Source organism: Acinetobacter schindleri CIP 107287 (genome assembly GCF_000368625.1).
GTDB lineage: Bacteria > Pseudomonadota > Gammaproteobacteria > Pseudomonadales > Moraxellaceae > Acinetobacter > Acinetobacter schindleri.
The window spans coordinates 58,485-73,421 of sequence record NZ_KB849579.1 but is presented as its reverse complement, the minus strand read 5'-3'; the positions used below and the strand labels follow the sequence as shown (position 1 = coordinate 73,421).

The window sequence follows — 14,937 nt, the reverse complement described above, 5'->3', positions numbered from 1 at the left end:
TTATGATAGAATTTAATTATTATCAAACTATGTTAACTATATCAATTTTAATTGTTAGTTTGTTTTTATCTTTTATTGTTGGTTGTAAAAAGAAACTAGATATTAATATTATAATAGCTCTTTTTCTTTGGCATACTTTTTTTAGTTTATTTTACTATTTTTTTACTCTATCAAATGCTGCAGATGCAGTAGTATATTATTATAATTCATTAGGTGAAAATCTCAAATTTTATCCGGGCTCTCCTTTTATTTATTATTTTTCATCTATATTCTCTAGAGGATTGGATGCAAATTACTTAAATGTGACTCTGGTATATAACTTATTTGGGATACTAGGTCTGATTTTTTTATATTTATCCATAAAAAAATATCTTGAGAGGCTTTATTGGTTGTGGGGCTGCTTATTATTTATACCTTCCATGAGTTTTTGGAGTGCTGGTTTAGGTAAAGATGCTATTTCTTTTTTTTCTGTATGTTTATTTTTATATACAATAACAACTAATAAAAAAATATATATCCTACTACCTATTTCATTTTTCTTTATGTTTATGGTGCGACCTCATATTGCATTAATGATAATCGTATCTTTTATACTTTATTTTATTTTAAAATCTAGAGTACATATATTATTTAAAATAACTACTTTACCTATTATTGTGGCCGGAATTATTCTTTCCTCTAGTTTTGTGCAACAATATGTGGGTTTAGAGGAAGCATCTCTTGATAGTGTTAGCAGTTATGTAGATCAACGTCAAGGGTATAATCAGAGTGGGGGGTCTTCTATTGATTTACAATCCATGAGTTATCCAATGCAGCTTTTCACTTATATTTTTAGACCTCTGCCTTTTGATGCACATAGCGCTTTAGCTTTATTTACCAGTATAGAAAATACTTTATTATTGATATTATTTTTATATATTTTATTTAAAAATAAATTTAGATTGCATTATTTTATAGAGGGTAAAAATACTTGGTTACTAATCTATGCATTTTTAACATGTAGCATGTTAGCAATTACAACAGCAAATTTAGGTATTTCGACTCGACAGAAGTGGATGTTTATGCCTATTTTTCTTTACTTATTAATTTATGCTTTTTACCAATATAAGCAAAATCAACATGTGATTAGTATTAAAAAATGAAATTTTTAATAATAGCTAGCTTCCTCCCTTCCGTATTAAACTTCCGTGGAAAGTTACTCGAAGCGATCCATCAGCAGGGTTATGAAATCCATATTATTGCACCTGATCTGACTTCTTTCCCTGCCGAGCATGAAAAACTATTAGAACTTGGTTATTACGTACATGAAGTTTCCATACAGCGTACAGGAACCAATCCAGTAGCAGACCTAAAAACCCTAGGAAGCATGTATACGCTTATAAAAAAAATCAGACCTGATTATGTTCTATCTTATACGATCAAGCCGGTGATCTATGGAACACTGGCCGCGTGGTTGGCACAGGCACCACATCGCTATGCTTTAATTACAGGTTTAGGCTATGCATTTCAAAATGTAGAAACTCAGACTAAGCGTAGTATTTTCCAGAAACTGGTTCATGGTTTATACCAGCAGGCATTGTTGCGCAGTCATAAGGCATTTTTCCAAAATCCGGATGACCTGAAACTTTTTCAGGATTTAAAACTTTTAAACGCTCAAATACCTACAGTAGTAGTGAACGGTTCCGGGGTCAATGTTGCCGACTTTAATGTATTGCCTTTACCTGTAACGGCTGATCAAGAAATTAAAATATCCTTTTTACTGATTGCACGTTTACTGGTAGATAAAGGTGTTCGTGAATATGCCGAAGCAGCAAAAATCATCAAACATAAATATCCGCATGTAGAATTTAATCTGGTGGGATGGATTGATGAAAATCCTTCAGCCATTGACCAGCAAGAATTGGATCAATGGGTAGCCAGTAATACATTAAAATACTGGGGGAAATTATCCGATGTTCGTCCTGCAATTGCAGAAAGCTCGGTGTATGTGTTGCCGTCTTATCGGGAGGGCACACCACGTACAGTTCTAGAGGCCATGGCAATGGGCCGGGCAATTATTACCACGGATGCACCAGGTTGTCGTGAAACTGTTACCGATGGCGATAATGGTTTTCTGGTTGAAGTAAAATCCGTAGAAAGTCTAGTAAAAGCAATGGAGAAACTCATTCTTCAACCAGAGCTTATCGCTAAAATGGGAAGTCGCTCCCGAGAAATCGCACTTCATAAATACGATGTACATCAGGTAAACACACATATGATGCAAGAAATGGGTTTGATCTAAATGCTAAAACGCCTTCTCGATATTATCATCGCCTCTATAGCCCTGATCCTGCTTTCACCACTTTATGCCTTTGTGGCTTATAAAGTAAAAAAAAATCTGGGCTCTCCGGTCTTGTTTCGCCAGGTGCGTCCCGGTTTACATGGCAAGCCCTTTGAAATGATCAAGTTCCGCACCATGAAAGATGCTGTAGACGAGCAGGGGAACCCATTGCCGGACAGTGAACGTTTAACGCCTTTTGGTCAAATGCTGCGCTCCACCAGTCTGGATGAAATGCCGGAACTGTGGAACGTGATTAAAGGCGATATGAGTATTGTCGGCCCACGCCCCTTACTGATGGAATACCTGCCACTTTACAACCCTGAACAGGCCAAACGCCATGATGTACGGCCGGGCATGACCGGTTACGCGCAGGTCAATGGCCGCAATGCCATTGGCTGGGAAGAAAAATTCAAGCTGGATACCTGGTACGTCGAAAATCAGTCGATTTGGCTCGACTTCAAAATCATGTTTAAAACGGTACATAAAGTTTTAGCAAAAGATGATATCAGTGCGGAGGGTGAAGCGACTATGACACGTTTTACTGGCTCACAACACAAGGACGAAACATAATGAAAGCTTTATATATTGGTGTTTACGGTGCAAGTGGTTTTGGTAAAGAAGTTATGCCATTGGTTCGCCAGCAATTTCCAACCTTAGCCAAAAATAACTTTGTTTTTATCGATGATGGCCAAGCGGGCAATAGTTTAAATGGCTATACTGTTCTAAGTTATCAGGATTTTCTCGCTACACCAAATACCCATAAGGCTGTAACTATTGCTATCGCGAATAGTCAAGTTCGTGAAAAACTGGTTCAGCGTTTAAATGAGGACCAGATACAGCATCTAGATGTTCATGCAAGCAATACAGTTATTCTAGATGAGGTGCATATTGGTGAAGGAAGTTTACTTTGTCCTTTCACTTGTCTGACATCCAATATCAAAATTGGAAAATTCTTTCATGCCAATATTTATAGCTATGTCGCTCATGACTGTGTCATTGGCGATTACGTCACCTTTGCTCCCGGGGTGAAATGCAATGGCAATATCCATATCGAAGATCACGCCTATATTGGTACAGGTGCCGTGATTAAACAGGGTACACCTGACCAACCTTTAGTGATTGGTAAGGGAGCTGTGGTCGGTATGGGTGCAGTCGTCACCAAAAGCGTTCCACCGGGTGTAACCGTAGTCGGCAATCCAGCAAGAATTCTAGAGAAAAAATAAGTTTTTAAATTTAAAAATTCAGGACACATCATGTTAAACACTGCATTTGAACCATGGCCAAGTTTTACCCAGGAAGAAGCGGATGCGGTTTCCCAGGTTTTGTTGTCGAATAAAGTGAATTATTGGACCGGACAGGAATGCCGTGAGTTTGAAAAAGAGTTTGCCCATTTTGCAGAAACCAAATATGCCGTGGCGTTGGCCAATGGCACTGTAGCTTTGGATGTAGCGTTAAAAGCCTTAGGCATTGGCGCAGGGGATGACGTGATTGTCACTTCTCGTACTTTTTTAGCTTCTGCCAGCTCCATTGTCACGGTTGGGGCAAATCCGATTTTCGCCGATGTTGAACTGGATTCACAGAATATCTCTGCTCAAACTATTGAAGCAGTACTTACCCCAAATACCAAAGCGGTTATCTGTGTGCATCTGGCAGGCTGGATGTGTGACATGGATCCGATCATGCAGTTGGCTGCCGAGAAAGGCCTGCATGTGATTGAAGACTGTGCTCAGGCGCACGGGGCAAAATATAAAGGTAAATCTGCCGGTTCAATCGGTCATGTCGCGGCCTGGTCCTTCTGTCAGGACAAGATTATGACCACAGGTGGCGAAGGCGGCATGGTGACCACCAATGACGAAACCCGGTGGAAAAAAATGTGGTCCTATAAAGATCATGGCAAAAACTTTGACAGCATCTATAACAAGCAGCATCCACCGGGTTTCCGCTGGCTGCATGACTCCTTTGGCACCAACTGGCGCATGATGGAAATGCAGGCTGTGATCGGCCGTATTCAGCTGAAAAAAATGCCGGAATGGACTGCAAAACGCCTTGCCAATATGGAAAAGATTTATGCGGCATTTGCAGACAGTCCATATTTTAGCGTCCATCGTCCATCCGGTGATTATGTGCATGCTGCCTATAAATGTTATGTGCAGGTCAATATCGATGCTTTGCCTGAAGGCTGGTCACGTGACCGGATCATGCAGGAAATCAGTGCGCTGAATGTGCCTTGTTTCAGTGGCTCCTGTTCAGAAGTCTATCTCGAGCATGCGTTTGATGGCACGCCATGGCGTCCAGCACAGCGTTTAGAAAATGCGCAGAAATTGGGTGAAACCAGTCTGATGTTTTTAGTTCATCCGACTTTAAGTGATGAAAGTATTAACAAAACTGTGACGGCAATTCAACAGGTCATTCATAGAATAGTTGCTTAAACTTTTGCAAGATAAGTGCACCGAACTCGGTGCATTTCTCTATGAGATATCACTTTAAATTACCAATAAAATTGTGATGCATTAAAAACTTATTAGAATTGAGACAAGGTACCCAGTGAAATCGATCATTACGCCTTTCGTAGAATCACCACGAGCTGCCAAACTTGCATTTTTAATTATTCTGGATTTTTGTAGTTTTCCCGTCTTGATCTGGCTATGTTATACCATTCGCCAGTTCGATCTGGGGGCAGAAGTGGTGCCCAACTTGGCTTTCGGGACGATCTGGGTCAGCGCGATTGCAGTTGCATCGCTTTTTGTCTGTGGGGTCTACCGCTTCATTGTCCGTACTTATAATGAAGTGTTTATGATCAAAATGGGACTGGCGACTGCATTGGCTGTCGCCGGTCTTTATGCGCTGGCTTATTTTACTCCAGCCTTTATTCCGACCTCTATTCCGCTGATGTTTGGCTTTATGATGTTTGCCTGGATCTGGTTTAGCCGTGGCATCATCCGCTTTATTATTCGTTCCTATTTGCAGGCTGACGTACAGAAAAAACGCATTGCAATTTATGGCGCGGGTCATGCAGGCCAACAGGTTGCTGCTGCACTTTATCGTTCCAATGCGCATTTGCCGGTCATGTTTATTGATGACAAACGCTCATTGACTGGACAGCAGCTGGGTCGACTCAAAGTCTATGACGCCCAGACAGCCCTCAAGCTCATGAGCAAGCAAAAAATTGATGAAATCCTAATTGCCTTGCCCTCGGTCGGGCGGGTCCGCAAAAGTGAAATCATTAAATTTTTGGAACCGGCACATTTAAAAATTACCGAAATTCCGGGCCTGACTAAACTGGTCGATGGTGAAATCCGTATTTCTGATATTCAGGAAGTCGATATTATTGACTTGCTGGGGCGTGATCCGGTGCCCCCAGTGCCGGAGCTTCTGGCCAGAAATATTCAAGATAAAGTGGTGATGGTCACTGGGGCAGGCGGCTCGATTGGTTCGGAGCTGTGCCGGCAGATTGTGAAAAACCAGCCGGCAAAAATCGTTATTTTTGAATTAACCGAGTTTGCCCTGTATAACATTGATAAAGAACTACGTTTAATGTCTCAGTGTGAGATTATTCCGATTCTGGGCTCGGTGCTGGATCAGCAGAAACTGGAACGTGTGATTGAGCAGTATGCGGTGCAAACCGTCTATCATGCGGCAGCTTATAAGCATGTACCGCTGGTCGAGTGTAATCCGCTAGCGGGCCTGAAAAACAATGCAGTAGGAACGGCCTTCAGCGTGAATGCTGCGGTGAAAAAAGGTGTAGAAACCTTTGTACTGATCTCAACTGATAAAGCGGTACGTCCGACCAATGTCATGGGTGCGACCAAGCGTATGGCAGAACTTTACTGTCAGGCGATGGCAGAGGCACAACAGCAGACGCAGATCAGTATCGTCCGTTTCGGCAATGTGCTCGGTTCTTCGGGATCGGTGGTACCGCTGTTTAAACAGCAGATTCTTAAGGGTGGGCCGATTACCGTGACTCATCCAGATGTGACCCGCTACTTTATGACCATTCCGGAGGCTTCACAGCTGGTCATTCAGGCCGGTGCCTTGGGCGTGGGCGGCGATGTGTTCCTGCTAGATATGGGGGAGCCGGTGCGTATTCAGGATCTGGCCCGTCAAATGATTGCCTTGAGTGGGTTGAAAGTTCGTGATGAGCAGCATCCGGAGGGGGATATTGCAATTCAATATGCCGGTTTGCGTCCAGGTGAAAAGCTGTATGAAGAATTGCTGATTGATCAGGAAAATACCGAGCTTACGTCACACAGTCGTATTCTAAGATCATTTGAAAAACACGTTCCGTTACAGGAAATTACACAAGTGTTTGATAAAATGCAGGAACTTTCTGCCATGCAGGCAGATATTGACTGGGCCTTGTCACAGCTTGAGTATTATGTTGATGGCTATCAACGTGGTAAAGAAATTAAAGTTAATTAAGTGAAGTTTATTTATGATTAAGAAAGCCATTTTGCCAGTCGCAGGTTTGGGTACCCGGTTTCTCCCAGCCAGCAAATCTATTCCTAAGGAAATGGTGACGGTGGTAGACCGTCCAGCGATTGAATATGTGGTGAAAGAAGCGGTCGCTGCGGGGATTGAACAGATTATTCTGGTCACCCATAGCTCCAAGGCATCAATCGAAAACTATTTTGACCGTAGTTTTGAGCTGGAAACCACCTTGGAGCAAAAAAAGAAATTTGACCTGCTTAAGGAAATCACTGAAATTCTGCCGCCACATGTCAGTGTGATCAGTGTACGCCAACCACTACCGCTTGGTTTAGGTCATGCCGTGCTCTGTGCCAAAGCAGTGGTGGGTCAAGAAGACTTTGCTGTGCTACTCCCAGATGTATTGGTCAAAGACTCAGACACAGAAAATGATTTAAGCTTGATGATTCAACGCTTTAATGAATCACAAGCTTCGCAGATTATGGTTGAAGCCGTACCGGATCATCTGGTGGATCAGTATGGCATTGTGGATGTCGCAGAATCACCTGCTGAAGGACAAAGCATCGTGATGCAAGGGATTGTAGAAAAGCCGGCGGTGGGAACGGCACCTTCAAACTTATCGGTAGTGGGTCGTTATATCCTGCCGGCAAAAATCATGCAGTTACTGGAACAGACCCCACGTGGTGCAGGCAATGAAATCCAGCTGACTGATGCGATTGCCATGTTACAGCAGACTGATACGGTAGAGGCCTATCGCATGAAAGGCCAGACCTTTGACTGTGGCAGCAAACTGGGTTATCTGAAAGCTGTATTGCACTATGGTGTGGATCATCCAGTACTGGGTGAGTCCTTTAAAGCCCTGATTCAAGAACTGAAGCTATAAATACAGACTTTAACAATAACAAGGATCCTTATGAACATTGCAGTATTTGGTCAGACTCTATATGCCGGTGTCATGGCAGCCTTACTGGCAGAATGTGGTCATCAGGTCTACTGGTGTGATTTGCTGAAAAAACCGTCTTCCGAGCAAGTCTATGCACAGGATGAAGCCGTACAGCAGTTACTGAACAAGCAGCATGCCAAGGGCTTTTTACAATACTGCAAGTTTGAGGCGATTCCTTTAGATATTGATATCTATCTGTTTAGCTTAAGTCCGACTGAAGAAAGTCAGGGTCTGGAAATCCTGCGTGAGCTCAAGCAGCGTCCAATTATTCATCCAAAACTGATGATCAATGCTTCTACCTTAGGCCTGCACGGTACCGAAAAATTCCAGCAAATTCTTTCAGAAGATTACTGGATCTATTTGCCAGATGTGATTCAGGAGGGTAATGCCTTACGCAGCTTGACCGAAGCCAGTCAGCTCATTGTCGGCTATAGCAATGAAACAGCGAAAACACTTTTGAAGGAATTGCTCAGGCCGTTATTCCCGCGTGAACAGCAATACCTGTTTATGCCGGTTCTGGATGCCGAATTTACCAAACTGAGTGTGTCTGGCATGCTGGCCACGCGTATCAGCTATATTAATGATCTGGCTCTGGTGGCTGAAAAGCTTGGTATTGATATTGAGCATGTACGCCAGGGGCTGGCAGCAGATAGCCGGATTGGTTCATCTTATCTGTATCCGGGGGCCGGGTTTGGTGGCGAAAACTTTTCGCATGATATTCAGATCCTGGCCAGTACTGTGTCAGGCACCGGCGCGAAAAGCCAGCTAATGGCTCAGGTCTGGGAAATTAATGAGCAGCAAAAAGAACTGCTATTTCGCAAGCTGTGGAATTATTACCATGGTGATCTGGCCGGGAAAACTGTAGCGATCTGGGGAGCATCCTTTAAGGAAAATACCTCGCGTATCCAGCAATCCCCGATTCATGCCATGTTGACCGCACTTTGGGCGCAAGGGGTGACCGTCAAGCTGCATGATCCTCAAGCCCTGGCGGAAATTGAAAAAGTCTACGGACAACGCGATGATCTGGTGTATTGCACAGATCAGTACGAGGCTGTAAATGGAGCACATGCCCTATGCGTGCTCACAGCCTGGAAACAATACTGGAGTCCCAATTACCGCAGCCTGTTGAATCACATGCAGCATCCACTGATCCTGGATGGACGTAATATTTATAATCCGGAGTATATGAAAGCACAAGGTTTTGCCTATAAGGGAGTAGGACGTTAATGAGTGTAATTCAGCAACCTTATCCCCTCGAAGAGAAAGAGACTGTTTTAAGCCGATTAAATACTTTAAAACAGCAGTTTGAACACAAGCATCTGCAAGAGCTGTTTCAGCAAGATTCTCAGCGTTTTCAGTACTTCTCGGTGAATCTGGAGCCGGTAACCTTTGATTTTAGTAAACATCGAATAGATCAGGACGTGTTGCAGGCTTTGGTGCAACTGGCACAGGTACAAGATCTGAAACAGTGGATCAAACGGCTTTTTTCCCAAGAGCAGGTTAACTATACCGAACAGCGTGCTGCAATGCATTGGGCCTTACGTTTGCCTGAGCAGAATGAACAGCATCCTGAACTGGCTGCCGAGGTGCATACCCAGTTACAGCGCATGTTCACCCTTGTAGAAAAAATCCATGCCGGACAGTACCGCGGTGCTACAGGTGAAGTGATTCAGGATGTGGTCAATATTGGGGTCGGTGGTTCGGATCTGGGACCGCTGATGGTCAGTCAAGCCCTGTCTGACTTTAAACAGCCCACTCAGCGTCCCCTCAATGTACATTTTGTGTCGACCATGGATGGCAGTCAGCTGTCTGATCTGCTGCATAAGCTGCGACCTGAAACGACACTATTTATTATCTCCTCCAAATCTTTCGGTACCATTGACACCCTCTCTAATGCGCAAACGGTGCGCCTGTGGCTGGAAAAAACCCTGGGACAAGACTTACGTACGATCCAGCATCATTTTATTGGAGTTTCGACCAAGCCGGAGAAAATGACTGCTTGGGGAATTGCACCAGAAAACCAGTTCCTGCTCTGGGATTGGGTTGGCGGCCGTTATTCGCTCTGGTCCTGTATTGGCTTGCCTATTGCATTGACGATCGGGGTACAGGGTTTTCAGCATTTTTTAGCAGGTGCTTATGCAGTAGATGAGCATTTTCAGACTGCGCCATTTGAACAGAATATTCCGGTGCTGATGGGACTGTTAGGGGTCTGGAACAATAACTTCCTGGATATACAAACCCATGCAGTATTGCCTTATGATGGCCGGTTAAAATATTTTGCTTCTTATTTGCAGCAGCTGGAAATGGAATCCAATGGTAAATCCATTCAGCGTAATAGCGAGAAAGTAGAATGGGATACCTGCCCGATTATCTGGGGAGAAGTCGGACCGAATGCCCAGCATGCCTTCTATCAGTTATTGCATCAGGGCACCCAATCGGTGAGCAGTGATTTTATTGCACCGGTTCAGCGTTATAATGCGAACCAGTTTACCTATGCCGATAATGCCGATGCGCTGATTGAACAGCATCATTTGGCTTTGTCCAACTGTCTGGCACAGTCGCGGCTACTGGCCTTTGGTAATCAGGCGCTCGATGCCAGTGAACTGGCCGACCTACCGACCTATAAGCAGTATGCAGGGAACCAGCCGAGTTCAACTATTTTAATGCAAGAGCTGAATCCTTATAGTCTGGGGATGCTGATCGCCATGTATGAACATAAGGTGTTTGTGCAGTCAGTGCTGTGGAATATCAATCCTTTTGACCAGTGGGGCGTAGAAAAAGGCAAGGAAATTGCCAATCAGCTCTTGCCGATTTTAAATGGAGAACAGGCGGATGTGTCCGCGCTGGATGCCTCGACACAAGGTTTAATTGCAATATTAATGGGGAAACAGCGTGGCTAAAGTACTGGTAACTGGTGGTGCTGGTTATATCGGCTCACATACCTGTCTGGAATTATTAAATGCCGGACATGAAGTCGTGGTATTAGATAATCTTTCTAATAGTTCTAAAGAGTCTCTGAATCGTGTGCAGGCTTTGGCTTCGAAATCTTTGGATTTTATTCAGGGTGATATTCTAGATCAGAATATTTTGAATCAGATTTTTAGTACCTATCAAATTGATGCCGTGATCCATTTCGCTGGTCTAAAAGCCGTAGGGGAAAGCCAGCAAATTCCGCTGACGTATTTTGAAAATAATATTTCAGGTTCCATCAGCCTGGTACAGGCCATGCAGCGCGCTGGTGTATTCCGCCTGGTCTTCAGTTCCTCGGCTACAGTCTATGATGAAGCCAATATCTCGCCTTTAAATGAAGATATGCCGACCGGGATGCCGAGCAATAACTATGGTTATACCAAGCTGATTGTAGAGCAGCTATTACAAAAGCTATCGGCATCCGATGATCGCTGGTCAATTGCCTTGTTGCGTTATTTTAATCCGGTTGGAGCACATAAAAGTGGTCAGATTGGTGAAGACCCGCAAGGGATTCCCAATAACCTGATGCCATTTGTTACTCAGGTGGCTGTAGGCCGTCGTGAAAAGCTGTCTATTTTTGGTGATGATTACGATACGGTAGATGGGACTGGAGTACGAGATTATATTCATGTGGTGGATCTGGCCAATGCGCATTTATGTGCATTGACTAACCGTCTGCAAGCACAAGGTTGCCGCGCCTGGAACATTGGTACGGGACAGGGCTGCTCAGTCTTGCAAATCAAAAATACCTTTGAGCAGGTTAACGAGGTGCAGATTCCATTTGAAATCGCTCTGCGTCGTGAAGGCGATGTGGCGACTTCTTTTGCCGATAATACCCGTGCAGTAAAAGAGCTAGGCTGGCAGCCACAATATGGTCTGGAAGATATGCTGGCAGACAGCTGGAACTGGCAGAAGCAGAATCCACAAGGCTATCGCGATTAATTTGTTCAGATAAGTAGCAAGCATAAAAAAGAGCCATTTTGATCTGGCTCTTTTTTTCTGACTTCAGCTGCCTTGAATCAGCTGGGTCAGCTCATCCACATAGTCTTGCATCGGTCGTGGCTGATGATCACGGCGGCTTTCAATATTCAAACGCAATAATGGTTCAGTATTGGATGCACGTACATTAAAACGCCAGCTACCAAAATTCAGGCTGACGCCATCAGTCTGATCAATTTCAGGTTTCTGATCGGCATAATGATCGAAAAGTTTTTGAATGGTTGCCTGGGTATTGGCCACTTTAAAATTAATTTCACCTGAACATGGGAACTTGGCAATCATTTCTTCCACGAGAGAAGATAAGGATTTTCCTGTTTCAGATAGTACAGCCATAGCCAGTAACCATGGAATCATGCCGCTATCACAGTAAGCAAAGTCACGGAAATAGTGATGGGCACTCATTTCCCCACCATATACAGCATTGTGCTCACGCATTTTTTCTTTAATAAAAGAGTGACCTGATTTTGATTGGACGGTGATGCCTTGATATTGGTTTACGATATCCAGCGTGTTCCATACCAGACGCGGGTCATGCACAATTTTTTCACCCGCTTGTTTCAGCAGGAATGCCTGTGCCAGCAGACCGACAATATAATAACCTTCAATGAACTGGCCTTTTTCATCGAACAGGAAACAGCGGTCAAAGTCACCATCCCAGGCAATGCCCATGTCGGCAGCATGCTCAATCACGGCATCACGAGTACTGTCGCGATTTTCGATTAAAATTGGGTTGGGAATTCCATTCGGGAAGTTGCCATCGGCTTCATGGTGAATTTTGATGAATTCGACGGGAACATTGAGTTCTTTAAATTTTACTTCGATCGCATCAATGACATGACCTGCTGCGCCATTACCGGCATTCACCACCAGTTTCATCGGGCAAATTTTTGCAGGGTCAATATAGGTCATTAGATGATCGACAAATTCAGGCAGGATATTATATTTTTTGGTTGTGCCTTTTTCTACAACCTCATTAAAAGTACCTGTTTCAGCCAGCGCTTGAATTTCTTTTAAACCTGTATCGGCACTGATCGGACGGGCATTTTCACGCACCAGTTTCATGCCATTATAATCCATCGGGTTATGACTGGCAGTGACTTCAATACCACCTTGCACATCTAAATGGAAGGCACCAAAATAAACTTCTTCAGTCCCGGTCATGCCTAAATCGAGAACATTCACGCCAGCATCATTTAAACCGCGGATAGTGGCCTGTTTTAAATCTTCACTGCTAAGGCGAACATCACAACCGACCACAACGGTTTTGGGCTGGTAAATTTGTCCATAGGCGCGACCAATTTTATAGGCAATCTCTTCATTGAGTTCGCTGCCCAATTTTCCGCGAATGTCATAGGCTTTGAAGCACGTCAGTTTTGTCATTTAGAGGCTCTCTATTCAGAAGAAAAAGGCCAGTTCCCCAGCCTTGATTCAATTCTAATTATTCTACAGTGACCGATTTTGCCAGGTTACGCGGCTGATCGACATCCGTACCACGCAGCACTGCGACATGATAGGACAATAACTGCACCGGAATGCTATACACAATCGGGGCCAGTACTGCATTGACTGCAGGAATATGGACCACATGTTGACGGTCTTTGGCTTTAATACCACTGTTTTCATCAGCAAAGACGAACAGCTCACCACCACGTGCCTGCACTTCTTCCATATTGGATTTGAGTTTATCCAGCATATCATCCTGTGGTGCGAGAATCACCACTGGCATGTCGTTGTCGACCAAGGCCAATGGACCATGCTTCAGTTCACCTGCCGCATACCCTTCAGCATGAATATAGGAAATTTCCTTCAGCTTCAAGGCACCTTCTAGCGCAATCGGGAAATGTGTACCGCGGCCCAGGAACAGACAGTGCTGCTTTTCTACAAACAGTTCAGAAAGGCGTAAAATTTCATTGTCATGATGCAAGGTATCCAGAATCACCTTTGGCATATGCCATAAGTCGGTGCTAATGGCTGCGACCTGTTCTGCTGAAATTGTGTTTTTGACTGTACCCAGTTTTAGTACCAACAGCATCAGTGCAGCTAGCTGTGTGGTAAAGGCTTTAGTCGATGCGACACCAATCTCAGGACCTGCCAAAGTCAGCAGACTGTGATTGGTTTCACGTACCATCGAGGAGGTTGCCACGTTGCAAATCGTCATGGTGGTGATATCCAGTCCTTTGGCAGCCGCACGTTTCTGTGTATCACGTAATGCAGCCAAGGTATCAGCAGTTTCACCAGATTGGGAAATACACACATACAGCGTGTGATTTACAATCACTGGCGTACGATAACGGAATTCGCTGGCAATCTCGATCTGGCAAGGCAGATCAATCAGCTGTTCAAACCAGTATTTGGCAATCATGCCGGCATGATAGCTGGTACCGCAGGCAATTATTTGAATTTGCTGAATCTTAGCAAAATCCTCAACGGCATTCGCAAGAAAATCTTCGCGCAGATCATTACCATTTAAGGCTTGGGAAATCGTCTGTTTGATCGCTTCAGGCTGCTCATAAATTTCTTTGAGCATGTAATGCTTGTATTCACCTTTAGAAGCATTGCTGACCGCAGCATCCAATTCCTTGACCGGACGATCGACCAGTTGACCATCCACAAAGACTTCAATGGTGGTGCGGGTCAAACGGGCAATATCACCTTCTTCAAGGTAGATAAAACGGTTGGTAATCGGTAGCAGAGCCAGCTGGTCAGAACTGATAAAGTTCTCGCCAATACCCACACCAATGACGAGTGGTGAACCTTCACGCACGGTAATCAGTTCATCTGGATGATCAGTATGTACAATGCCCAGTGCATAAGCACCTTTCAGTTGCGGAACCACCTGACGTACAGCTTCTAACAGGCTTGGGGTAGATTTCAGCGCATCATTGATCAGATGGGCAACGACTTCAGTATCCGTCTGTGAGGTAAACACATAGCCCAAAGCTTCAAGATCATCTTTAAGTTCTTGATAGTTCTCAATAATACCATTATGAACCACTGCCACATTTTCAGAAATATGCGGATGGGCATTTTCTTCAGTCGGTTTACCATGGGTTGCCCAGCGTGTATGTGCAATACCGAGTGAACCACTAATCTGTGATTCATTCACCGCCTGTTCAAGGTTGGAAACTTTGCCGACACGGCGCTCACGCAGGACCTGATGATTGTTGATCAGGGCTAAACCTGCTGAATCATAACCACGGTATTCCAGGCGTTTTAAGCCTTCAATCAAAATATTGGTAATGCTGCGTTCCGCAATGCCACCGACGATACCACACATATT

Annotated in this window: 12 protein-coding genes; 10 read left to right on the top strand and 2 right to left on the bottom strand. The window is 44.2% G+C overall.

Annotated elements, in window-relative coordinates; genetic code table 11:
* Positions 1-2: 2 nt before the first annotated feature.
* The 10 genes from F955_RS13525 to galE all read left to right on the top strand — a co-directional run bounded on the left by F955_RS13525 (position 3) and on the right by galE (position 11,600).
* Positions 3-1,142, top strand: coding sequence for a glycosyltransferase family protein (locus tag F955_RS13525; protein ID WP_004895844.1), 1,140 nt, complete (start codon positions 3-5; stop codon positions 1,140-1,142).
* Positions 1,139-2,281, top strand: a complete 1,143-nt coding sequence (locus F955_RS13520) for a glycosyltransferase family 4 protein (protein WP_004895843.1) — start codon at positions 1,139-1,141, stop codon at positions 2,279-2,281. Before F955_RS13525 ends, F955_RS13520 begins: the two co-directional genes overlap by 4 nt.
* On the top strand, positions 2,282-2,890 hold the full coding sequence (locus F955_RS13515; RefSeq protein ID WP_004895842.1) for a sugar transferase: 609 nt from the start codon (positions 2,282-2,284) through the stop codon (positions 2,888-2,890).
* Entirely contained in the window at positions 2,890-3,543 is a 654-nt protein-coding gene (locus tag F955_RS13510; RefSeq protein ID WP_004895841.1) for an acetyltransferase, read from the top strand. Before F955_RS13515 ends, F955_RS13510 begins: the two co-directional genes overlap by 1 nt.
* 30 nt (positions 3,544-3,573) lie before the next feature.
* The gene (locus F955_RS13505) at positions 3,574-4,749 is read left to right on the top strand and encodes a DegT/DnrJ/EryC1/StrS family aminotransferase (protein ID WP_004895840.1); all 1,176 of its coding nucleotides are present in this window, start codon (positions 3,574-3,576) and stop codon (positions 4,747-4,749) included.
* A 115-nt stretch (positions 4,750-4,864) separates the two neighbouring features.
* Positions 4,865-6,739: a polysaccharide biosynthesis protein gene (locus F955_RS13500; protein ID WP_004895839.1), complete on the top strand. Its 1,875-nt coding sequence runs from the start codon at positions 4,865-4,867 to the stop codon at positions 6,737-6,739.
* Positions 6,740-6,752: 13 nt separating this feature from the next.
* The gene (galU, locus tag F955_RS13495; RefSeq protein WP_004895838.1) at positions 6,753-7,628 is read left to right on the top strand and encodes a UTP--glucose-1-phosphate uridylyltransferase GalU; all 876 of its coding nucleotides are present in this window, start codon (positions 6,753-6,755) and stop codon (positions 7,626-7,628) included.
* Positions 7,629-7,658: 30 nt separating this feature from the next.
* A complete protein-coding gene (locus tag F955_RS13490) occupies positions 7,659-8,915 on the top strand; it encodes a nucleotide sugar dehydrogenase (protein ID WP_004895836.1) in 1,257 nt (418 codons plus the stop codon).
* Complete coding sequence (gene pgi / locus F955_RS13485) at positions 8,915-10,588, top strand: glucose-6-phosphate isomerase (protein ID WP_004895834.1); 1,674 nt, start codon at positions 8,915-8,917, stop codon at positions 10,586-10,588. The genes F955_RS13490 and pgi overlap by 1 nt, the downstream gene beginning before the upstream one ends.
* Complete coding sequence (galE, locus tag F955_RS13480; protein ID WP_004895832.1) at positions 10,581-11,600, top strand: UDP-glucose 4-epimerase GalE; 1,020 nt, start codon at positions 10,581-10,583, stop codon at positions 11,598-11,600. Before pgi ends, galE begins: the two co-directional genes overlap by 8 nt.
* A 63-nt stretch (positions 11,601-11,663) precedes the next feature.
* Here galE and F955_RS13475 read toward each other — a convergent pair whose 3' ends face one another.
* Both F955_RS13475 and glmS read right to left on the bottom strand, forming a co-directional pair.
* Positions 11,664-13,037 carry a phosphohexomutase domain-containing protein gene (locus tag F955_RS13475; protein ID WP_004895830.1) on the bottom strand — a complete coding sequence of 458 codons (1,374 nt, stop codon included), beginning with the start codon at positions 13,035-13,037 and terminating at the stop codon, positions 11,664-11,666.
* A 58-nt stretch (positions 13,038-13,095) separates the two neighbouring features.
* Positions 13,096-14,934 carry a glutamine--fructose-6-phosphate transaminase (isomerizing) gene (gene glmS, locus F955_RS13470; RefSeq protein WP_004895829.1) on the bottom strand — a complete coding sequence of 613 codons (1,839 nt, stop codon included), beginning with the start codon at positions 14,932-14,934 and terminating at the stop codon, positions 13,096-13,098.
* Positions 14,935-14,937 lie beyond the last annotated feature (3 nt).

Coding starts and splice junctions, on each gene's coding strand:
- F955_RS13510 (WP_004895841.1), top strand. CDS start 2,890: ATGAAAGCTTTATATATTGGTGTTTACGGTGCAAGTGGTTTTGGTAAA.
- F955_RS13525 (WP_004895844.1), top strand. CDS start 3: ATGATAGAATTTAATTATTATCAAACTATGTTAACTATATCAATTTTA.
- galU (WP_004895838.1), top strand. CDS start 6,753: ATGATTAAGAAAGCCATTTTGCCAGTCGCAGGTTTGGGTACCCGGTTT.
- pgi (WP_004895834.1), top strand. CDS start 8,915: ATGAGTGTAATTCAGCAACCTTATCCCCTCGAAGAGAAAGAGACTGTT.
- F955_RS13475 (WP_004895830.1), bottom strand. CDS start 13,037: ATGACAAAACTGACGTGCTTCAAAGCCTATGACATTCGCGGAAAATTG.
- F955_RS13505 (WP_004895840.1), top strand. CDS start 3,574: ATGTTAAACACTGCATTTGAACCATGGCCAAGTTTTACCCAGGAAGAA.
- F955_RS13490 (WP_004895836.1), top strand. CDS start 7,659: ATGAACATTGCAGTATTTGGTCAGACTCTATATGCCGGTGTCATGGCA.
- glmS (WP_004895829.1), bottom strand. CDS start 14,934: ATGTGTGGTATCGTCGGTGGCATTGCGGAACGCAGCATTACCAATATT.
- F955_RS13520 (WP_004895843.1), top strand. CDS start 1,139: ATGAAATTTTTAATAATAGCTAGCTTCCTCCCTTCCGTATTAAACTTC.
- F955_RS13515 (WP_004895842.1), top strand. CDS start 2,282: ATGCTAAAACGCCTTCTCGATATTATCATCGCCTCTATAGCCCTGATC.